This window comes from Hydrogenophaga flava NBRC 102514, assembly GCF_001571145.1.
GTDB lineage: Bacteria > Pseudomonadota > Gammaproteobacteria > Burkholderiales > Burkholderiaceae_C > Hydrogenophaga > Hydrogenophaga flava.
Genome location: NZ_BCTF01000019.1, coordinates 42,341 through 62,046 on the forward strand (window position 1 = coordinate 42,341; position 19,706 = coordinate 62,046).

Genomic DNA, 19,706 nt, shown 5'->3' on the forward strand with positions numbered 1-19,706 from the left:
AGTGTCCAGGCACTGCGCACTGCCGTTACCAAGACTTTTCTCACCTACCGCTAGATGCAGAGGTCAGCCTTGATCAGGTCCCACTCAGCAGACAACTGGTCATTCATCTTGTGGAAGAGACTTGACGACAACGTGATGCCTGCTGTTGCCTTTGCTGTCTCGTACTTACCGAGTGACTCCAGCGTTTGGGCCCTGAACGTTGGCGTTGGTGGTTTCGATTGGAATATCCGATGCATTTCGTCGTAGGTATTCTCAAACCGGATTCGCAACCATTCCAACCTCAGCCACTTCGACAGGATTTGCTCGCTGAAGACAGCCTGGGATGCCGCAACGATCAGACCGAGATCGGCGTGCCGGTTGAGCACACAGATGAACCACAGCGCGCCGTAGGTTGCAACTTTGATACGTTCAGTGCTGGCCATACGCAATACGATGGCCTTGCTGAAGTGGCTGTTCTCCATCACCTGAGCTGCCATCCGGTCGACGGGATCGGTTAAGTCGTTGTTGTAGTAGCCATCGGTCTTCTGGTGGCTTAGGGTTACGCCGCAGGCGCTGGCGAAGAAGTCCTGTCTGCGCTTGTCTTCGGCGCGCGGCGTCCAATACAGGCGGTTGACGACACCAACGATGAACAGCGTGATAACGCAGACAGCGAAGCTCGTCTGGACTATTTCGTACTCGAGGGGATACATGGCCCTCTCAACGAACAGCGAGATGATCGAAAGGATTGCCGTCACATAGAACAAGCCGTCTGCAGTCTTCTCGGCGCGATCAACAGATGCGTAGTAGTTCTCACGGACTGGATCTGATTTGGACATCCGGTGCGCCTCAGCAGTAGTAGTTAGGAAATGCTTCGTTGTATAGGAGGCGCCACCAATAGAACGCGTCAGAAGTCGCGCCATCGATAGACGCCTTGCGCGCCTTCTGAGCCCTCATGACAGCTGTGCTGAGTTTGGACAGCGCGTCCTCACGCTGCGCTTCACTCTTACACGCAGCTACAAAGCCAGAGAAGCCAGTAGGCTCCTGGAGCTTAGCCAGTTGGTGGTCCCACAAACTCTTCAGCACTCGAGCCACGTCTATGTCATAGACAATGGAGGGCTCGCTCTCTGCATACTTGGCGACGCGCATTTCCAAATAGAACGAAGAGAGTGGAACACTGCGATGGAACTTCCAAGCCTTGATGAAGCGGATCAGCGGCTTGACCTTGCCGTCCAAGCGCCTGTCAATGCGAGCGACATAGTCGTTGTGAGAATCCGGGCTGATGCGCATCCAACCGCCACCGCCATCCGCTATCTCGTAGACCTTGTGCCCATTGGACTCGCCGATGTAATCTGCTGGGACAACCTCGGTAGATTCGGACCTGTAAGTGCCAAATGGCACTGCTACAGCAGGCGTGTTCACCCGGACGCCGGTTTTTGGAAAGCGTGTATCAAGGGCATCGCGGATTTTTGACAGCGAGTATGTCGAAGATTGGGTCAATCGGGCGGTAGGGATAGATGCGAGGTAGTCGATATCGCTGAAGCCGGAGACGCTGGTCCCATTGCCGAATGAACCGATACGCACGAAGCGCGTAAGTCCGAAGTTTCCGATGAGGCATTGCTGGATCGACGCACGGTGTCGAGTTGCAGCCTCGGTTTCGGGGGCCTTGGCTTTCAACTTGATGAGGAAGTCTTGGAATCCATCTTCGATAGATCTGGGCATACCGCTTCCCTTAGTCCCCTGTCGATACGGCTACATCTAACTTGAGTGCCCGGCGCTTGCGCGGCAACGTCGGGTGTTCACCGCCTCCTGCCCAGATGCGAGTTGTCAACCAGTCCTCAAAGTACCAGAGCCACTCCTCAGTCCACGGGATGAAGGTCTCTATCAGCTTGAGCTGGGGCGCCCACTCACGCCGCTTCGGCCACCAGAGGCAAAGCAAGACGCCCACTCCATCGTGCCGGTAGACGTGCGGAATCGGATCGCTGCCAGCTAGGGATAGGAGATTCGGGGACATGACGAACACCTCGGGCGCACGTGAATCTGGGCTCAGGCGCAGTAGGCAGCCATAGTCGCGCCCGAATCGACTGGGTCTCACCGAGAAGCGGAACTGCAACTCCCTGCCGCCAACTAGGCGCACCGTGGCACCGGGCATCCCTATCCCTCTAAGCTCCATGGCCCGCTGAGCCAGCGTAGGCAGGGCGACTGGAATGGCCGCTTTCATCAATCACCAAAAAAAGTGTGCGCGCGTGCGGTCGTGGCGATAGGGGCACCGGACGAGAGCAGTACGACTTTGCCAATACCAGCCGTACTCTGGCGCTGCCGGGCCTCTTCGTTCCGGATCGCCCGGGCAGCGCGCTTGCCGAACGCGGTTTCCAGCTTGGCCAGCAGCACGCCCATACCCGCCTGGGCTTCAATCGATTCGACGATATCGGCCAACTGCTCCTTGATGAGTCCATGCCACGAGTTGAACGCAGCTTGCCGTGCCGGAGTGTTCATGCTTGACGCTAGGTTTTCGCCCGGCGCCGATGGGTTTTGAAGCACCCAGTGCTCGGCGCCGTTCTGCAGGAGCGTGCGTTCAAAGTACACAGGCAGGGTTTCGACAATATCGAGCAGCAGCTCCAACGGGCTGTGGTGGGGCAGGGGCGCTTGAACGGCGTAGGCGGCGGCGGCAAGAGTCGTAACGAAGACGGACGAAGGAGCCAGGTCTGCTGAGGTGCCGACGGCTGTGCCGAATGCGACGTTGCGGTGCAGCTTCAGCATTTGTACAAGGCGACTGAGCAACCGATTGAACACTTCCTCAGCGACGGGCAATGGTGTGACATTGGCGCGAGTTTCGGCCTCAAAGGCTTCCGTGAATTCCAGGCTGGACGTGAAGTTCGGTGAGATTGCCGCAGCCTTGTCAAAGGCTCTTGCGTAGCCTTTCGGGTTGGTCTTATCGTAGATGTGTAATTTGCGGTCGGGAATGCGTCCGAGCGTGTCACCGTAGATGCTGACGATAGAGGGCTCGTCGATGATGGGGGCAATGTCGGCGAACATGCTGTCAGCGTACTCAAGTGTGACGCAGCGCTCCCAGCGTTGGATGCGAAGGCCGTGCGCGTTGGCGTAGCGCTCCAACGCGGCGAAGAGATTGTTGAGTAGTCGAGCAGGTCCTGCGGCTCCACCATACTCGCGCATCGCCCGACCATGTAGGCGAGCAATGAGGTCGATGTCAAACCCTTCGCGTGTTTCATCCATGGGTCTGACGAGCGTGCCAAGTTGTCGTGAGCCGTGAGCATGAATTTCATGCAGCAGGCCGTTGAACTCTGGACAGGTCGACAAGAACTCAGCGGTGCTGCGATATGAGGATTCCAACGCATCTAACTGCGTAGATGTTGGCTCGTGCAGCCGCCCAATCGCGTCGATTAGGTAGAAGAAACGTGCAGATGATCGGTGAGAGACACGCCGTCCAGGAACTGCTGGATGGGAGTTTGGTTGGAGCAGCGCAGGCATTTATTCCCCAAGGTGGTTGAGTGTGGTTAGGCCATCAATCAGCTTTGCGTGAGCTGTTTACGGTAGAGAGCAGGCGGTCAGCGAGAGCAGGTTGTCCGTCCAGACGCCGTCTGCATAGGTGCGGATGTACGGACGGCGGCCAGATGGGCGCACCACGCCAACGTATGCTTCATCGCCACGGGCGTTGCGGACATAGAACGTGTTGGTCTTGCTGTCGATGCTGTCAATAATCTTCTCTACGGACCACTTCCACGGTCCTTTGGGGTTGCCTGCGTGAGTGATGTGCTCGTGACCTCCCTGTGGCTGAGATTTCGTGATACAGGTGATTTGAACTTTGGCCATATTCTTCTTTCACTTTTGTACGTATCTGGGCAGTGTTATTGCGCGAGACTGTTTCGGTAGTTCAAAACACAACCAAGCCCTGGCTGCCAACAAGCTTGTCGAATGGGCAGAGTTGCTGGTCTACGTCGCGTTTGAACTGTGTTTATTCTCAAGGCGCGAGCCTAAAAAGAGCGAAATTCGCCATACGAAGCTCTTCATAAACAGCGTGCTGCCCTTAAGAAATCTGAAGGCACCTCAAGGAACCCGAATTCACCAGCAGGCTGTATCCGAGTACGCTCAAGAAACTACGAAACCCAAACTCACATGCCTCACGCCCTAGTCGTCGATGATGATGTCGTCATAAATAAGTACATGGCCAACTTGCTTAGTAGGTTGCCCGGCATACGCGTCTCTGTCGCGTACGATCGCGCTGGCGCGGTCACTCTGATAGAGGCAACAGAGTTTGATGTTGCTATCGTTGACGTCGACTTAGGCCCTGACCCGCTTCGACCAGGACTCAAGTACGCGGGCCTGAAGCTCCTTCAACTGCTAGGGAGTAGTAAGACACCGACGATCATCGTGTCTGGTATTGACGCTGAAAATATTCCGGACATTGCACTTTCGTTGGATGCCTACGAATTCGTCAGCAAGCCGATTCGGGACTCGGATCTTGTAAACAAAGTGCAGCACGCGCTACGCGCAAAGACTGACAACAACGAAAGCGATGACGGCGTAGCCTCTGAAGCCCTCGCAGGCTCCTCGCTGACCCGAGACCCGACGCGTACGCTGGCATGGAGATGGAAGGGAATACCGGTCAGGCTCACTATGACCCAGTCACGACTCGTACATGTATTGGTGGAGTCGATGGGAAAGACAGTGCAAAAGAGCGTGCTATTGAAGCAAATGTCCACTGCGCAGAGTGACGCCGCATTGATGACTCACATTTCGACCGTCAGGGCGCGCTTCAAGGATGTTGATCAAACATTCTCTGCCATCAAGACCGTGCCCGCAAAGGGGTACGTTTGGAATGAAAATTAAGCAGTTTTTAAACTGGCGCAAGTTCGCTCTTTCGATATCGACTGCAGTTCTATTTTTTCTTCTTCTGATCGTTTCCATAGGTGCAGTGCGCGATATCGTCAGGACGGCTGACGCTGAGGACCTAACCACTCGTCAAGCAATTCTTGGGGCGGAGTTGACGAGCTTTTTACTAGCTACGCGAACCGAAGATGGGACATTCCTGCTCGACGACCCCTCGCAGTACTCCGCTGCAGGAAGGAAGCTGACGATTGGCAGCGTCCAGAAGCCATTCTTTGAGTACCTTATACGCACGGCCAACGCAAAGTACGTTCAAGCACAGAACCTTCAGTGGAACGCTCCGCAGGCTTGCGATACTGAGTTTCCAGTTCAAAAAGGGAGTCCACTGGGCGCTGCATTTGGCTTGCGCGCATGCATGGCTACCCTGGCCAACGATCCAGCAGGGCGATACGTCTACTTCACTTTGAAATTCCCATCGCCAGCAATTTCTCGTCATAGACGTGGCACCTCACCAACAACTTCTGACTACATCCGACTCCGATTCAATGGTCAGCGCCAACTTGTTGCGCTGCTCGTCTTCGAGACACCTCCTCTTGCGGAAAGCCGGTATCCATCACAGCTCAAGCGTTTTGATGGATTACATGAAGTCACTGCATACACCGAAGATGGAGCACTTATCAGGCGAATCAACGCGCAGGCCTTTGAAAGCCAACAGTCTGATGGCGCCGATGTGAGCGCAAATTACGTCACGGTCGTTGGAAGGATCGACTCAGCGGAACTACTAACAGACGGCTCATCGATCTGGCCAGCGCCTTCGCTTGCGAACATCACTGTGGGAATCGATATTGCCCATCTAGACGGCGACAAGGCTATGGCCCGATTCAGCGTCTCCTCGGACACTATCGGAACGGCGCTGGCTTCTGTGGAGCAGTCTTATCGACAAAACATCAAGTCGAATTCACACCTAGAGATCACGCGAAATGGACGGAAGATCTGGGAGTCAAGCCAGCTTGAAGCAAATGCGCAACCCGGTCGCTTTGACGCCTTTCAGAAGCTATCGGACTGGTGGACCGCCCATGTGATTTCTTCTATCAGCGGACGCAGCGTTCGTCGCGTTAAGGTCGAAATGCCGTTCTCCCAAGGCTCGCCGATAGTTGCGACGCTGGCCAGCAACCCCTTCCCCATGCCGGCCATCGTGGCGCGTGCATTCTTGTGGTTGTCGCTTGGCGTGCTACTCATTGCCATCCTTGCATTTGTTTGTCTGGCTGCCATCTCGCGCATCTGGCAGATTTCGAAGATTGCCGCGAAGATTGCTTACAGACCTCTTCACACGCAGGAGTTGAAGGCGTTCTCAATGCGGCAAGACGAGACGGGGGCTTTGGCTCGCATCATTGAGGTGCTTGTGCGCCGCAGCAGTTCCAGGGACAGGCGACTGTCTTACAAGCATCGGGCAGATGACGCCCGCATCAAGACGCGTCAGGCAGTGCTCGAGGCGATCGGCCATGAGATCCGCTCTCCACTCCAAACGCTATTGAAGTTGGAGCACAGCAATCCTGCTGTGAGCACTTTGCTTGAGCGCATGGATCGAGCCGTCGAAGCACTCTACGCAGCGACGAGTATCGAGGCAGGCATCCAGAGCGGCCGCATCGTCATCGAAGAACTCGATATCGCAGAGTATCTATCTGTGTACTGCGAGAACGCCTCAGACGAGGCGATGTTGGTGGTTTTCTCTTCAACGGCAGGATCGGTGTTGGCGAGCTTCGATCCGATCAATTTCGAACAGGTACTGGAACACATCTTGGACAACGCTCGGCGCCTACGCACTCCCAGCAGTAATGTGTATATCAACTTGAGCGAGTCGGCGACGTGGGCAACAGTAGAGATCTATAACGAGGGAAGTCATATCGACGGAGACCTCGAATCCATCTTCAACTACGGTGCTTCTAGCAGCGACGGGCCAAACAACAAAGGCCAAGGACTTTTCGTTGCTCGGATGTACTTGAGCAAGATGAGCGGGTCCATTAAGGCTGAAAATCGCGGCACCGGGGTTGCAATCACGATCGACCTGCCCAAAGCAACCCCACGCCCGGAGCGCCGGCCCACCTTGCTTGGGCTTCACAGTTCCGTCTTCGCATCCACAGGCAAGGCGGCCTGAAGTTATGTGTCCCGGTAGGTTGGTAGTGCTAGCTTGAATCAATCACAAGCAGACGTTGCGCACTGCTGTGTAGGCGATGTTGGCAATGACTTGATACCAGTTGGAGAGGGCGATCACTTTTCAATATGTCAAACGTCTACCCTTTCCACACACAGGTCTTTCGGGCGTGACCGGCGAATGACTGCAACTGCTGTATTTCGGTCCCTCTCGCCTAGAGCGGATGCTAAGCCTTAGCCCTTCTGCGTCAGCCAGGCCCTCCAGCCACCAAGCTGCGTGATCTCGGTCCCGCCCTCCACCCCGATCGCCTCACACACAAACCCGCTGACCCAGCTGCCATCGGCCAGCTTCACCTTGCCGATGCCCAGCGGCGCGGGGATGCCGTCGACGAAGCTGCCGAAGTGTTCGGCGGGCAGTTCCCACACTTCCATGTCGATAGCGGCGCCGCCTTCGTTGACGCGCACCATGCCGGGCCGCTGGACCGGGCCGCCGGCGAGGGCGTAGAACCTGTATTCGGGTGCGGACTGCACCGCGCCGAGCAGGCGCGCGCCGCGTTGTGTGAGTTGCCAGTTGAGCGGCAGGCCGCTGAGGTGTGCGCCGCAGACCGCAACCTTGACGGTACCGGCGGTGTTGCTGCCTTTGGGCAGATCGGTGCTGTTGATGGCGGGGGTGTCGGCCAGCGGTGCGGTGGTGGCGCCGAGTGACAGCGCGGCCTGCGCGCGATGGAAGCGGTCGGCCAGGCGCAGCAGGGGCACGTCCTTGAACGCGGGCGCGGCCAGGGTCACGCCCCAGGGCAGGCCTTGCGCGTCGCCGCTGGCCTGGAAGCCGGCGGGCACCGCGACGGCGGCGTAGTCCAGCAGGTTCATGAAGTTGGTGTAGTGGCCCAGGTTGCTGTTCAGGCGGATCGGGTCGGCCTGCATGTAGGCGATGCGGTAGATCGTCCCCGCCGTCGGCGTGAGCAGGCAGTCGATGTCTTTCCACACGGCGTCGCACACGCGCTTGAGCGCCTTGAGCTTGTAGCTCGCGGCGAAGGCGTCGGCCGCGGTCTTGCTCTTGCCGCCTTCGATGATGCTGCGCACGGGCGGGAACACGGCTTCGGGCTGCGCTTCGATGAAGTCCTTGATCGCGACGTAGCGCTCGGCGACCCAGGGGCCTTCGTAGAGCAGGCGCGCGGCGTCGAGGAAGGGCGCGAGGTCGACCTCGACCGCGGTGCCGCCGAGGGCGTGGAGGCGCTCGATGCTCTGCGCGAACAGCGCGACGACCGCTTCGTTGCCGAAGAAGTTGAGGTCTTGCGGGCGCGGCACGCCAAAGCGGAAGGCGCCGGCCGAGAAGTCGACGCCGAAGGGCTTGGCGGCGCGGCTGAAGGCGTCGGCTTCGTCGGGCACAGCGGCCACGGCCAGCACGGCCTGCGCGTCGGCGGCGGTGAGGGCGAAGATGGACACCGTGTCCACCGACCGGCAGGCCGGCACCACGCCGATGGCCGAGAGCAGGCCGATGGTGGGCTTGAGGCCGATGAGGTTGTTGAAGCTGGCGGGCACGCGGCCCGAGCCGGCCGTGTCGGTGCCCAGCGAGAAGCTGACCCAGCCCTTGGCCACGCTCACGGCCGAGCCGCTGCTGGAGCCGCCCGAAACAAAGTCGGGGTTGAAGGCGTTGCGGCAGGCGCCGTAGGGTGAGCGGGTGCCGTTGAGGCCGGTGGCGAACTGGTCGAGGTTGGCCTTGCCCAGCGGCACGGCGCCGGCCGCGATGAGCTGCTGCACGAGAAAGGCGCTCTCCGTGGGCGTGTAGGCGTATTCGGGGCAGCCCGCGGTGGTGGGGATGTGCGCGAGGTCGATGTTGTCCTTGAGCGCGAAGGGCACGCCGTACAGCGGCAGGCTGGCCGGGTCCACGCCGTCAGCACTTTCCAAACGGGCGACATAGGGCTCGATCTCCGCGTCGGTCAGGCGGTGGATGAAGGCGTGGTTCGCGTCGCTCGCGCAGCGGCGCATGGCTTCGGCGATGACGGCGCGCACCGGGGTGCCGGCGGCGTAGGCGGCGCGCAGGCTGGCGAGGTCGAAGGACAGGTCCTGGAGGTGGGTGGTCATGGTGGGCTCCGCTGATTTGGTTTTGTTCATTTTTCGGTGACGAGAACCAGCACGTCCTGGCCGGCGGCCACGGGCGCGCCTTCGCGGCACATGAGGCGGTGCACGGTGGCGTCGTGCGGGGCGAGCACGCTGAATTCCATCTTCATGGACTCGACGACGAGCAGCACGTCGCCGGCGGCCACGCGCTGGCCTTCGCTGACCAGCACCTTCCACACGCTGCCGGGCACGCTGCTGGCCAGCGGGCGGCCACCGGGCGGCAGGTCCAGCTCGACGCTGGCGTCGGCCGAGGCCACGTCAACGTCGCCCGCGTAGGTGAGCTGGCCGCTCGCGGCCCAGCGCTCGCGCTCGGCGTCGAAGGCGGCCTGCTGCTGCGCCTTGAAGGCGCCGATGCTGGTGGCGTTGTCGGCCAGGAAGCGGCGGTAGTCGCGCAGGCTGAAGCTGGTCTCTTCGATCTGCAGCGCGTAGCCGCCGTGCGGGAAGGCGGCGCGGATGCGCAGCAGCTCGTCCTGGTCCACCGGCACGAAGCGGATCTGGTCAAAGAAGCGCAGCAGCCAGGGCTGCTCGAACACGGAGCCGGGCTCACCGTGGCGCCAGCGGTTCCACATCTGCAGCGTGCGGCCCACGAACTGGTAGCCGCCGGGGCCTTCCATGCCGTAGACGCAGAGGTAGGCGCCGCCGATGCCGACGGCGTTCTCTGGCGTCCAGGTGCGCGCGGGGTTGTACTTGGTGGTCACCAGGCGGTGGCGCGGGTCCACCGGCGTGGCCACCGGCGCGCCCAGGTACACGTCGCCCAGGCCCAGCACCAGGTAGCTGGCGTCGAACACGACTTTGAACACATCGTCGATGCGGTCCAGCCCGTTGATGCGGCGGATGAACTCGATGTTGCTCGGGCACCAGGGCGCGTCGGGCCGCACCGACTGCATGTACTTCTCGATCGCCAGTTTGGTCTGCGGGTCGTCCCAGCTGAGCGGCAGGTGCACGATGCGGCTGGGCACTTCCATGTCGTCGACGGCGGGCAGCGCGGCCTCGGCCTCGACCAGCACCTTCAGCAACTCGGCGCGCGAGACCTTGGCGGGGTCGAAGTGCAGCTGCAGCGAACGGATGCCGGGCGTCATGTCGACGATGCCGGGCAGGGTGCCCGCTGCCATGCGCGCTTGCAGCGCCTGCATGAGCACGTGCACACGCAGGCGCAGTTCGATGTCGAGCACCAGCGGGCCGAACTCGACCAGCAGGTAACGGTCGCCGGCCTGGCGCACCACCATGGCGGGCACGGCCTCGTCTTCGCGCGCGGGGTCGGCCAGGACGATGGGTGTGGGGTGGGCGGTGGCGTCGTCGGCCGGCGTGGCGGGCAGGGCCTGCGTGAGCGAGGTCAGCGCGGCCTCGACAGACGCACTGCGCGCGAGTGCTTCATCGAGCGAGAGGCGGTGGAAGCGCACCGTGTCGCCGGGGCGCAGCTGGCCGAGCTTCCAGAGTTCGGCGTTGATCACCACGGCGGGGCAGACGAAGCCGCCGAGGCTGGGGCCGTCGGGGCCGAGGATGACCGGCATGTCGCCGGTGAAGTCGATGGCGCCAATGGCGTAGGCGTTGTCGTGGATGTTCGAGGGGTGCAAGCCGGCCTCGCCACCGTCAGCACGCGCCCACTGCGGCTTGGGGCCGATCAGGCGCACGCCGGTGCGGCTGGAGTTGTAGTGCACCTCCCAGTCGGTGGCGAAGAAGGTGGTGACGTCATCGGGTGTGAAAAAGTCGGGCGCGCCGTGCGGGCCGTAGAGCACGCCCACATCCCAGTGGTGGGTGAAGGCGGGCACGGTGTCGCCGGACACGCTCACGCCCGCGGTGCCGGCGCCCGGCGCGGCCAGGTGCAGCACGTCGCCGGTGCGCAGGTGGCGGCCGGCGTGGCCGCCGAACTGGCCGAGCGTGAAGGTGCTGCGGCTGCCCAGGTACAGCGGCACGTCGAAGCCGCCGCCGACAGCCAGGCACAGGCGCGCGCCGGCCTCGGCGCGGCCGATGGCGAGCACGCTGCCGGCGGGCACGCGGTGGCTCTGCCACTGGGCAAGCGGCGCGCCGTCGAGCAGCACCTTCACCGGTGCACCGGTCACGGCGATCACGGCATCCGCGTTGAAGCGCAGCGTGGGGCCGGAGAGCGTGATCTCCAGCGCGGCCGCGTCGTCGGCGTTGCCCACCAGGCGGTTGGCCATGCGGTGGGCGTAGGCGTCCATGGGGCCGCTGGGCGGCACGCCCACGTCCCAGTGGCCGAGACGGCCCGGCCAGTCCTGCACGCTGGTCTGCACGCCGGGCTCTACCACTTCGACGGTCGCGGGCCGGAAGTGGAAGCTGTTGAGGAAACGCGTGACTTGCCGGCCTTCGCGGAACACCGGGTCGCGCACCACCTGGCGCAGGTAGCCCAGGTTGGTCTCGATGCCGGCCAGGCGGGTGGCGGCCAGCGCGGCGTCGAGCTTGACCAGCGCCTGTTCGCGGTCGGGCGCGGTGACGATGAGCTTGGCCAGCATGGGGTCGTACCAGGCGGGCACCTCGGTGCCGCGCTCGACCCAGCCGTCCACGCGGGCATGGTGTGGCGCATCTGTGGGGAAGACGACTTCGGTCAGCAATCCGGCACTGGGCTGGAAGTTCTTGGCCGGGTCTTCGGCGTACAGCCGCACCTGGATGGACGCGCCCTGCGGCGTGGGCGCGAGTGTGGCCAGCGGCGGCAGGTCGCCGGCCGCGAGCTGCACCATCCACGCGACCAGATCGACACCGGTGACCTGCTCGGTCACGCCGTGTTCCACCTGCAGGCGGGTGTTGACTTCGAGGAAATAGAACTGGCCGGTGGCGGCGTCGTAGACGAATTCCACCGTGCCGGCCGAGCGGTAGTTCACCGCCTGCGCGAGGCGCACCGCGGTGGCGTGCAGCTCGTGGCGCTGCGCGTCGGTCAGGCCCGGCGCGGGCGTCTCTTCGATCACCTTCTGGTTGCGCCGCTGCACCGAACAATCGCGCTCGCCCAGCGCGAGCACCGTGCCCGCGCCGTCGCCGAAGACCTGCACCTCGATGTGGCGCGCCTGCTCGACGTACTTTTCCAGGAACAGGCCAGCGTCCTTGAAGTTGGCGCTGGCCAGGCGCTGCACCGAGGCGAACGCGTCGCTGAGTTCGTCTTCGCTCCACACCAGGCGCATGCCGATGCCGCCGCCGCCGGCCGTGCTCTTGAGCATGACCGGGTAGCCGATGCGCAGCGCCTCGGCGCGGGCCTGCGCCGCGTCGGCCAGCAGGCCGGTGCCGGGCAGCAGCGGCACGCCGCGCTGTTCGGCCAGATCGCGCGCCGTGTGCTTCAGGCCGAAGGCGCGCATCTGCTCGGGCGTGGGGCCGATGAAGGCGATGCCCGCGTCTTCGCAGGCCTGGGCAAAGCCCGGGTTCTCCGACAGGAAGCCGTAGCCGGGGTGGATGGCCTCGGCGCCGCAGTCCTTGGCGATCTGCAGGATGCGCTCGGCCCTGAGGTAGCTCTCGGCCGCGGGCGCGGGGCCGAGCAGGTAAGCCTCGTCGGCCTCGCGCGCATGGCGCGCCTGCGCGTCGGCTTCGGAATACACGGCCACGCTCTGCACGCCCAGGGCTTTGAGCGTGCGGATGATGCGGCAGGCGATGGCGCCGCGGTTGGCGATCAGGACCTTGCGGAACATGGGCTCTCCGGTGGCAGGCCGTCCTGCCGAGGGGTGTCGCGCAGCAGGCCGTCCTGCTGGCCGGTTTCACAAGGGTTCGGTCAGGCGGGGTTCCACACCAGGAGCTGGATCGGCGTGGGGTTGTAGGCGTTGCAGGGGTTGTTGAGCTGCGGGCAGTTGCTGATGAGCACCCACAGGTCCATCTCGGCGCGCATCTCCACGTACTTGCCCGGGCCGGACACGCCGTCGTCGAACTTCAGCCCGCCTTCGCCGGTCACTGGCACGTTCATGAAGAAGTTGATGTTGGGCACCAGGTCGCGCTTGGTGAGGCCCATGTCGGCGCGCTGCAGCGCAATCAGGTAGTTGTCGCGGCAGCTGTGCATGAACTTCTTCTGCAGTGCGTAGCGCACGGTGTTGCTCTCGGCCGCGCAGGCGCCGCCGAGCGTGTCGTGCCGGCCGCAGGTGTCGGCCACGATGGTGAGCATGGGCCGCGCGTCGTTGCTGCGGATGACCGAGCCGGTGGTCAGGTAGATGCCGCCCTGGTGCAGCATGGTGTCGGTGGCGCTGTAGTGCTCGGCCAGGTCGTCGCGGTTGTAGAAGATCACGTCGGCGGCCTGGTTGCCTTCCAGGTCGACGATGCGCAGGGTCTGGCCCTGATTGACCGCAAACAGGATGGGCTCGCCCGCGGGGTGGCGCTGGTTGAGCACGGCATTCGCCGGGTCGAGCGCGCTTTCCTGGATGCGGATGTCGGTGGCGGTGGTGGCGTTCATCTTTGAATCTCCCTCGTTCACAGGTACAGGACATCCGAGTTGTGCAGCGCCCGCGCGTTCTCGGGGCGGAAGGCGCGGCAGGCGTCGTTGGCCGGCGCGGGGCCGCAGCGCCAGGCCAGCAGGCCGACCTTCTTCGGCGCCCACTCAGGGGCAGGGTCCAGCGGGTGCGGCGCGCTGGAGACGGCGACGATCACGTCCATGTCGAAGCGCAGCTCGACGAAGTCGCCCGCGCGGCTGTGGTCCTTCGCGAAATGAAAGCGGCCCTGTTCGTCGACGCTGACCTTGCTGAACAGGTTGACCGGCGCCACGAGGTCGCGCTTGGTCAGGCCGTACTTGCCGATCTCGATCAGCAGCCCGTCCTTGCCCGAGCGGTGCATGGCGTTGCGCACCTGTTCGTAGGGCAGCGCGCCGTACTTCGCGTCCATCAGCTCGTTGTCCAGCAGCGCGCCCAGCGGGTCGTGCCAGCCCAGGCTGTCGGCCGTGACGCTGGCCATGCTGCGGCCCATGTCGCTCATCAGCACATGGCCCTTGCCGTAGTGCGCGGTGTGCTGCGCCTTGAGGCTGTCGGGCATGTTGTAGCGCTCGAGTTTTTCCAGCGCGGAGTACATGACCACGCTCACGTTGGCGCCAGCTTCCAGCGCGACGAAGCGGATCGCGCTGCCGCGCGGCATGCGCCAGCCCCAGTGGCTGCCGCCGGGCATCACCTCGCTCCACATGGCGTGGCCGGTGTGCACCCCCGCCAGCGCGGCTTGCGGAAAACGCTGCCACAGCGCGGGCGCGTCGACCGGCATGGCGGCCGGCGGGTTGGAGGGGATCACGCTCAGCGGGTCGGTGAGCGTCTCGGGAACGGGGTAGGTGTGGGTGGGGCTCATGGGGGGTCTCCGTTCGGGTTCACACGGTCTCGGCCGTAAGGCCCGAGAGGCGCTGCAGCTGTTCAAGGTCGGTCTTCATGCCCGAGGTCTCGCGGATGCGTTCGAGGATCTCGCGCTTGAGCCGCAGGAACTCGGGCGCGTGCTTGAGGTCCTGGTCGCGCTGGTCGCCAAAGGGCACGTCGTAGACGGTGTCGATGCGGCCCGGGCGCGGCGCCATCAGCACCACGCGGCCGCCGAGGTAGATGGCTTCTTCCACGTCGTGCGTGACGAAGACGATGGTGGCGCGCTCCAGCCGGTGCACGTGGCGGATCAGGTCGTGCATCACCTCGCGCGTCTGCGCGTCCAGCGCGCCGAAGGGCTCGTCCATCAGCAGGATGCCGGGCCGGCCCATGAGTGCGCGCGCAATGGCCACGCGCTGCTGCATGCCGCCCGAAAGCTGGTTGGGCCAGGCGTTGGCCGAGGCCTGCAGGCCCATGAGGCGCAGCAGCGCGTCGGCGCGGCCCGAGGCGGCCTCGACCTGCGCCGAGGTGTGGTCCTTGCGGTGCGCGGCGAGCTGGCGGCAGAACTTGATGTTCTCCATCACCGACATCCAGGGGTAGAGGCTGTAGTGCTGGAACACCATGGCGCGGTCGATGTCGGGGCCGGTGACGGGCCGGCCGTCCACCAGCAGCTCGCCGCTGGTGTGCGTTTCCAGCCCGCCGATGGTGCGCAGCAGCGTGCTCTTGCCGCAGCCCGAGGCGCCAACGAAGGTGACGAACTCGTTGTGCGCGATGTCGAGATTGATGTGTTCCAGCGCGTTCAGCGGCGCGCCGTCGAAGCGCTTGTGCAGGTCGCGGATCTGGATCTTGGAGACCAGGGGGTTGAAGGCGGGAAAGCGCATGGCGGTCAGCCTTTCAGGTAGAGCCAGGGGAACGCCTTGCGGTGGGCCAGGCGGAACAGCTGGTCCGTGGCCAGGCCGATCAGGCCGATGACGATGATCCCGGCGAAGATGGTGTCGGTCTGCAGGAAGCGCTGCGCGCGCAGGATGGCGTAGCCCAGGCCCGAGTTGGCCGCCACCAGCTCGGCCACCACCAGGTAGGTCCAGGCCCAGCCCATGGTGATGCGCAGCGTGTCCAGCAGCGCGGGCTTGGCGCTGGGCAGGATCACCTTTTCGATCAGCTCGGCGCGGCTGGCGCCCATGGTCTGCGCCGCCTCGACCTGCGCGGCCGGCACGCGCCGCACATCCTCGGCCACCATCAGCACCATCTGGAAGAAGGTGCCGATGAAGATGATGGCGATCTTGGAACCTTCGTCGATGCCCACCCACAGCATCACCAGCGGGATGAAGGCCACCGCCGGCATGTAGCGGATGAAATCGGTCAGCGGCTCCAGCAGCGCCTGCACCGAACGGAACGAACCGATGAACAGGCCCAGCGGCAGCGCGAACACGGCCGAGAGCACAAAGCCCGCGACCACGCGGTAGGTGCTGATCGCCATGTCGTTGAGCAGGTCGTTCTCGGTCAGCCGCGCCCAGAACTTGCCAAGAACCGCCGCGGGCGAGGGCATGAAGGTCGGGTCCAGCCCGCCCCAGGCGGCCAGCGCGGCCCAGGCCAGCAGCGGCAACACGAGGCCGGAGAGCGCGAGCACCCAGTAGGCGCGGCGGTTGATGGGCGCGCGCACCGTCCAGAGCGAGGACAGCGGGCGGCGCGGCGGTGGCGGCGCCAAGGGCGCGGGCTGCAGCGCAGCCGCCTCGGCGACGGGCGCCGGGGCCACCAGCGGAAACGAAGGGGGCGACGTGGACATGCGCGGGCTCCTGTTCGGGGGGACGACGGCCAGAGAGGCTCGCGCAACCGCATCAGCGGCATGCCAGCTTCTCCCGGGCTTTTGTCCCTCCGTGGAGCCACACGATCGTGGCCGACCGCTCTCGGACCAGGCGGCGCTGCGGACTACATATATATGTGTCGGTGTGCAGCGCCCGGAACCCTAGCGGTCATTCAAGGCTGCGAGTCACTGTTTTGGTGCACTCGCCTCTCTGTGCTTTTGCTTTAGCAGGTTTGGTGCCAAGGCTGGGTCACTAAAAATGCGTTGGATAGAAGCAAAGCCCCAACAAGGTGACCTCCAACCCCGTACCAACCAACGGCACAGTGCCGCCAAGCTCGGTCGACTCGATGCACAGAAACTCTGGCCCGGTCTGCAGATACATGTCCACCAAGCTCACTCCAGAACTGATCGGCATGACGCTGTGCACTGCGCCCGTGACACAGATGCCGCCTGGAACATCTGCGCTTGCCTTGATGCAGGAGTCTTCATCTTTGAAGCCTGCAGCGATCCGCCAACTTACGACTTTCTCGAACCCCAACTCGACAAGACATTCGTGCCCAAGAAGCCGCTGAAGTTCTGACTGCTTTCCGTTCACCAAGGCGTTGAAGAGAAATCTGCCGTGGCGCACTTGGGCCAAGGTCGTTGATCCGACTTCGTGCTCCAAGCTTTCAATAACGATTGCCATGAAACCGCTTCGTTCGATGATGAATGGCTCCGGACGGGTGCTTCACCTCTACGGCGTCCGTCCGTAGAGCGCCCCAAACTTGTCTTGGTCAGCCTTGGCCACTGCGATGGCGGATGGCCCTGGAAGTTGATGCTTGGCAGCAGCTGCCTTGACCTCTTCGGGCGTGGCGAAGCCGTGTTTCAACTCCAGCGCATTGAACAGGTTGACGATGTGCTCCAAGTTGTCCTCCTCGCTCAGAGCGCCAAGCACCACCCTCACGCCATCCGGTGGATCACCTACCGCTTCTTCAGCAAACCCAATCAATTCTTCTGCACCATTCGCGGTGTTGGCAAACGACTTCTCAGCCCAACCGGAATCGGTCTCGACGGCAACGTTGAGCGAGCCCGAAAACACGAGGATGGCGATGATCTTCAACATTTGCTCACTCCAATAAAAGCATAACTCTTTGAATTTGGGGCATTTGATGCAGCTCAACGCCCATTTTTATGGAGCTCGACTCCGCATCTGTGATGGCCACAAAAACAGCCACAAATAGCCAAAAACAGTCATTTCACCGCCCGGACGCCACATACCAGGTGCCGCGGCCGACACCCTGCTTGACCAGGCGGCCATCTCTGACGAGTTTGGCCAGGTGGGCTTTGATGGTGGCCCTGTTTGCACCGGTCTGTTGCTCGGCCAGGGCCGTGGTCAACCGGCCATGCTCTCTGGCCAGGGCCACCAGATCGGCGGACAGTTTCGGCAGCCGCTGGGACAGCAGTTGCTCTCTCTCGACCTTGACCGACAGGCGCTTGACCTGCGAGCTCAAGGACGAGAGAAAGAACACCAGCCAGGGCTGCCAGTTGGGAGTCTCGGTGCGAATCGTCCCCTGAGTCTGGCGCAGTGCGATGTAGTACCCCCCCTTGTTTTGTTCGATGATGCTTTCCAGTGAGCTGTAGGGCACGTAGCCATAGCCGAACTGCAGCATGAGCAGTGTGGTCAGGATGCGCGACAGGCGCCCGTTGCCGTCTTCGAACGGGTGAATCTCCAGGAACACCACGACAAAGACCGAAACAATCAACAAGGGATGCAGGGTCTTGTTGTCGCGGGCGTACCGCACCCAGTCCACCAGCTCCTGCATGAGGCGCGGCGTGTCAAATGGATTGGCAGTATCGAAGACCACGCCCACCTGCTGGCCTTCTTCATCAACGGCCACCACGCTGTTCGGCACTTTTTTGTAATGGCCGCGGTGGTGCGCGTCTTTGTCGGAATGGGTCAGCAGATCGCGGTGCAGTTGCTGGATGTGGTTTTCGTTGAAGGGGATGTGTTCCCAGGACGCGAAGAGCAGTTCCATCACCTCGGCATAGCCCGCCACCTCCTGTTCGTCGCGGGTGATGAATTTCTTGACCTTGAGGTTGGAGAGCAGGGCGTCCACCTCGGCATTGGTGAGCTTGCTGCCTTCAATGCGCGTCGATGAGGCGACGCTTTCAACAGTGGCCACGCGCCGCAGGGCCATGAGTCTTTCCGGAGCCAGAGAACCGAGCGCCCGCCACGCACCTTTGAACTCGTCAATCTGCGCGATGAGGGCCAGGATTTCTGGTGTGATGTGGATGCTGTCGGTTTTGAGCATATCCGCAAATATATCCAGAAATATCCATAAATCTAGCGAACTCGATATTTACCCCGGTGGTACAGACCGAAAATCGGCATTGCTCTGCAAGAAACACATTCCCATGACCCCCTGGCAACTCCAGCAAATGATCAAAGCCTCCGGCTGGCCGCTGGCCGCGGAGCATCTCGCGCCCGGCGCCAACTTCAACGCGCGGCTCGACGGTGGGCTGGTGCCGCTGCACTGGGCCTGTGCGGGCGGCAAGGCGGGGGTGGTCAAGTTCATGATCGAGCACGGCGCCGACGTGCTGGACGCGGCGGCCGACGGGCAGACGCCGCTGACGATGGCGGGGGGCTCGGGCAGCTTTCAGGTGCTGATGCTGGTGATCGACCGGCTCAAGGCGCTGGGCGCGCCGCCGCCGGACGAGGCGCTGCGCCGGCAGATGGCCGAGACTTTCGGCCAGAGCCATACCGACGCGAAGAACCGGCTGCTGCAGACGCTGCGCGACTGGGACCGCATCGCGAAGAAGCAGCGCCCGCCGGCGGGCTGAATCTGGCCGTGGGTCTTAGGCCGCAGCGTCGCCCAGCCGCCGCTGGACGGCCGACTCCTCTTCCACCGCCTGCTCGAAGCGCTCCAGCCCGATCTGGTTGAGCACGCGCTTGAATTCGCGGGCCACCTCGGGTTTGAGGTCCGCAATCCGCCGGGCTGCGGCGAGCGACACCGCATCGAGTTCGTCCGCCGGCACGCAGCGGTAGACCAGGCCCCAAGCCAGCGCCTGCGCCGCGTCGAACGGCTCGCCCAGCAGCGTCAGCGCCTTGGCGCGCATGGGGCCGATGGCGGCGGGCAGGGTGGCCACCAGACCGCCGGTGACGAAGACGCCGAGCGAGGCCTCGGGCAGCTTGAAGCGCGCGTCGGCGGCGGCGAAGACGATGTCGGCGTTCATCGTCCATTCGAAGCCGGCGCCGACCGTCCAGCCGTGCACTGCGGCGATGACGGGGCAGCGGTGCGCGACGATGGCGCGCGAGACCGCCTGCACCAGTTCCAGGTCGCGCTCGGTGGGCGCAGCGCTGATGTCGCGGCCGGCGCAGAAGGCGCGGCCATCGCCGCGCAGGCGGATGGCGCGCACCGCGGCGTCGGTGGCGGCGGCGTTGAGCGCTTCGAGCAGGGCCTCGGCCAGCGGGTTGTCAATGGCGTTGAGCTTGTCGGGACGGTTGAGCGTGAGCGTGAGGACGCCGGCTTCGCGCTCAAGGAGGAGTGTGGATGTGGAGGGCATGGCACAGGCTAGCAGGGTTGCGG

18 protein-coding genes and 1 riboswitch are annotated in these 19,706 nt (G+C 63.2%); of the genes, 3 read left to right on the plus strand and 15 right to left on the minus strand.

The annotated features are described in order from the left end of the window. Nucleotides 1-50: 50 nt before the first annotated feature. From HFL01S_RS16700 to HFL01S_RS24730, 5 genes are read right to left on the minus strand one after another with little or no spacing between them, the layout of a single operon-like run. A complete protein-coding gene (locus HFL01S_RS16700; protein ID WP_066260690.1) occupies nt 51-815 on the minus strand; it encodes a hypothetical protein in 765 nt (254 codons plus the stop codon). A gap of 10 nt (nt 816-825) precedes the next feature. Beyond that, the gene (locus tag HFL01S_RS16705; RefSeq protein WP_066260692.1) at nt 826-1,698 is read right to left on the minus strand and encodes an SMODS domain-containing nucleotidyltransferase; all 873 of its coding nucleotides are present in this window, start codon (nt 1,696-1,698) and stop codon (nt 826-828) included. A 10-nt stretch (nt 1,699-1,708) separates the two neighbouring features. After that, a complete protein-coding gene (locus tag HFL01S_RS26025) occupies nt 1,709-2,197 on the minus strand; it encodes a type II CBASS E2 protein (RefSeq protein WP_066260693.1) in 489 nt (162 codons plus the stop codon). Then, on the minus strand, nt 2,197-3,465 hold the full coding sequence (locus HFL01S_RS16715; RefSeq protein ID WP_066260695.1) for an SMODS domain-containing nucleotidyltransferase: 1,269 nt from the start codon (nt 3,463-3,465) through the stop codon (nt 2,197-2,199). The genes HFL01S_RS26025 and HFL01S_RS16715 overlap by 1 nt, the downstream gene beginning before the upstream one ends. A gap of 57 nt (nt 3,466-3,522) precedes the next feature. Next, nucleotides 3,523-3,807 carry a DUF3892 domain-containing protein gene (locus HFL01S_RS24730; protein WP_084383411.1) on the minus strand — a complete coding sequence of 95 codons (285 nt, stop codon included), beginning with the start codon at nt 3,805-3,807 and terminating at the stop codon, nt 3,523-3,525. 303 nt (nt 3,808-4,110) lie between these two features. On the opposite strand from HFL01S_RS24730, the gene HFL01S_RS16720 reads away from it, so the two are divergent. Both HFL01S_RS16720 and HFL01S_RS24735 read left to right on the plus strand, forming a co-directional pair. Further along, on the plus strand, nt 4,111-4,824 hold the full coding sequence (locus HFL01S_RS16720; protein WP_066260696.1) for a response regulator transcription factor: 714 nt from the start codon (nt 4,111-4,113) through the stop codon (nt 4,822-4,824). Then, on the plus strand, nt 4,814-6,976 hold the full coding sequence (locus HFL01S_RS24735; RefSeq protein WP_169802347.1) for a sensor histidine kinase: 2,163 nt from the start codon (nt 4,814-4,816) through the stop codon (nt 6,974-6,976). The genes HFL01S_RS16720 and HFL01S_RS24735 overlap by 11 nt, the downstream gene beginning before the upstream one ends. Nucleotides 6,977-7,206: 230 nt before the next feature. On the opposite strand, the gene atzF is transcribed toward HFL01S_RS24735, so the two are convergent. From atzF to HFL01S_RS16770, 9 genes are all read right to left on the minus strand, one after another. Next, nucleotides 7,207-9,054, minus strand: a complete 1,848-nt coding sequence (gene atzF / locus HFL01S_RS16730) for an allophanate hydrolase (RefSeq protein ID WP_066260698.1) — start codon at nt 9,052-9,054, stop codon at nt 7,207-7,209. A gap of 26 nt (nt 9,055-9,080) precedes the next feature. Next, nucleotides 9,081-12,719, minus strand: a complete 3,639-nt coding sequence (gene uca, locus HFL01S_RS16735; protein ID WP_066260700.1) for an urea carboxylase — start codon at nt 12,717-12,719, stop codon at nt 9,081-9,083. A gap of 80 nt (nt 12,720-12,799) precedes the next feature. After that, nucleotides 12,800-13,468 carry an urea amidolyase associated protein UAAP2 gene (locus HFL01S_RS16740; RefSeq protein WP_066260701.1) on the minus strand — a complete coding sequence of 223 codons (669 nt, stop codon included), beginning with the start codon at nt 13,466-13,468 and terminating at the stop codon, nt 12,800-12,802. A 17-nt stretch (nt 13,469-13,485) separates the two neighbouring features. Further along, the gene (locus tag HFL01S_RS16745) at nt 13,486-14,184 is read right to left on the minus strand and encodes an urea amidolyase associated protein UAAP1 (RefSeq protein ID WP_066260777.1); all 699 of its coding nucleotides are present in this window, start codon (nt 14,182-14,184) and stop codon (nt 13,486-13,488) included. 175 nt (nt 14,185-14,359) lie between these two features. Continuing rightward, a complete protein-coding gene (locus HFL01S_RS16750) occupies nt 14,360-15,220 on the minus strand; it encodes an ABC transporter ATP-binding protein (RefSeq protein ID WP_066260702.1) in 861 nt (286 codons plus the stop codon). A gap of 5 nt (nt 15,221-15,225) precedes the next feature. Continuing rightward, a complete protein-coding gene (locus HFL01S_RS16755; protein WP_084383414.1) occupies nt 15,226-16,122 on the minus strand; it encodes an ABC transporter permease in 897 nt (298 codons plus the stop codon). Nucleotides 16,123-16,190: 68 nt separating this feature from the next. Then, a riboswitch (guanidine-I (ykkC/yxkD leader) is annotated at nt 16,191-16,317 on the minus strand. A 76-nt stretch (nt 16,318-16,393) separates the two neighbouring features. Beyond that, on the minus strand, nt 16,394-16,825 hold the full coding sequence (locus tag HFL01S_RS16760; RefSeq protein WP_066260704.1) for a hypothetical protein: 432 nt from the start codon (nt 16,823-16,825) through the stop codon (nt 16,394-16,396). Between the two features lie 48 nt (nt 16,826-16,873). Beyond that, on the minus strand, nt 16,874-17,242 hold the full coding sequence (locus tag HFL01S_RS16765; protein ID WP_066260705.1) for a hypothetical protein: 369 nt from the start codon (nt 17,240-17,242) through the stop codon (nt 16,874-16,876). A gap of 133 nt (nt 17,243-17,375) precedes the next feature. Next, a complete protein-coding gene (locus tag HFL01S_RS16770) occupies nt 17,376-18,431 on the minus strand; it encodes a Fic family protein (protein ID WP_066260706.1) in 1,056 nt (351 codons plus the stop codon). A gap of 127 nt (nt 18,432-18,558) precedes the next feature. On the opposite strand from HFL01S_RS16770, the gene HFL01S_RS16775 reads away from it, so the two are divergent. Next, nucleotides 18,559-18,960, plus strand: a complete 402-nt coding sequence (locus tag HFL01S_RS16775) for an ankyrin repeat domain-containing protein (RefSeq protein ID WP_066260707.1) — start codon at nt 18,559-18,561, stop codon at nt 18,958-18,960. A gap of 15 nt (nt 18,961-18,975) precedes the next feature. Here HFL01S_RS16775 and HFL01S_RS16780 read toward each other — a convergent pair whose 3' ends face one another. Then, the gene (locus HFL01S_RS16780; RefSeq protein WP_066260708.1) at nt 18,976-19,683 is read right to left on the minus strand and encodes an enoyl-CoA hydratase/isomerase family protein; all 708 of its coding nucleotides are present in this window, start codon (nt 19,681-19,683) and stop codon (nt 18,976-18,978) included. Between the last annotated feature and the right edge of the window lie 23 nt (nt 19,684-19,706).

What these genes read in the sequence shown, in the direction of transcription:
- HFL01S_RS16700 (WP_066260690.1), bottom strand. Translation starts at nt 815, where the DNA reads ATGTCCAAATCAGATCCAGTCCGTGAGAACTACTACGCATCTGTTGAT.
- HFL01S_RS16705 (WP_066260692.1), bottom strand. Translation starts at nt 1,698, where the DNA reads ATGCCCAGATCTATCGAAGATGGATTCCAAGACTTCCTCATCAAGTTG.
- HFL01S_RS26025 (WP_066260693.1), bottom strand. Translation starts at nt 2,197, where the DNA reads ATGAAAGCGGCCATTCCAGTCGCCCTGCCTACGCTGGCTCAGCGGGCC.
- HFL01S_RS16715 (WP_066260695.1), bottom strand. Translation starts at nt 3,465, where the DNA reads ATGCCTGCGCTGCTCCAACCAAACTCCCATCCAGCAGTTCCTGGACGG.
- HFL01S_RS24730 (WP_084383411.1), bottom strand. Translation starts at nt 3,807, where the DNA reads ATGGCCAAAGTTCAAATCACCTGTATCACGAAATCTCAGCCACAGGGA.
- HFL01S_RS16720 (WP_066260696.1), top strand. Translation starts at nt 4,111, where the DNA reads ATGCCTCACGCCCTAGTCGTCGATGATGATGTCGTCATAAATAAGTAC.
- HFL01S_RS24735 (WP_169802347.1), top strand. Translation starts at nt 4,814, where the DNA reads ATGAAAATTAAGCAGTTTTTAAACTGGCGCAAGTTCGCTCTTTCGATA.
- atzF (WP_066260698.1), bottom strand. Translation starts at nt 9,054, where the DNA reads ATGACCACCCACCTCCAGGACCTGTCCTTCGACCTCGCCAGCCTGCGC.
- uca (WP_066260700.1), bottom strand. Translation starts at nt 12,719, where the DNA reads ATGTTCCGCAAGGTCCTGATCGCCAACCGCGGCGCCATCGCCTGCCGC.
- HFL01S_RS16740 (WP_066260701.1), bottom strand. Translation starts at nt 13,468, where the DNA reads ATGAACGCCACCACCGCCACCGACATCCGCATCCAGGAAAGCGCGCTC.
- HFL01S_RS16745 (WP_066260777.1), bottom strand. Translation starts at nt 14,184, where the DNA reads ATGTGGAGCGAGGTGATGCCCGGCGGCAGCCACTGGGGCTGGCGCATG.
- HFL01S_RS16750 (WP_066260702.1), bottom strand. Translation starts at nt 15,220, where the DNA reads ATGCGCTTTCCCGCCTTCAACCCCCTGGTCTCCAAGATCCAGATCCGC.
- HFL01S_RS16755 (WP_084383414.1), bottom strand. Translation starts at nt 16,122, where the DNA reads ATGTCCACGTCGCCCCCTTCGTTTCCGCTGGTGGCCCCGGCGCCCGTC.
- HFL01S_RS16760 (WP_066260704.1), bottom strand. Translation starts at nt 16,825, where the DNA reads ATGGCAATCGTTATTGAAAGCTTGGAGCACGAAGTCGGATCAACGACC.
- HFL01S_RS16765 (WP_066260705.1), bottom strand. Translation starts at nt 17,242, where the DNA reads ATGTTGAAGATCATCGCCATCCTCGTGTTTTCGGGCTCGCTCAACGTT.
- HFL01S_RS16770 (WP_066260706.1), bottom strand. Translation starts at nt 18,431, where the DNA reads ATGCTCAAAACCGACAGCATCCACATCACACCAGAAATCCTGGCCCTC.
- HFL01S_RS16775 (WP_066260707.1), top strand. Translation starts at nt 18,559, where the DNA reads ATGATCAAAGCCTCCGGCTGGCCGCTGGCCGCGGAGCATCTCGCGCCC.
- HFL01S_RS16780 (WP_066260708.1), bottom strand. Translation starts at nt 19,683, where the DNA reads ATGCCCTCCACATCCACACTCCTCCTTGAGCGCGAAGCCGGCGTCCTC.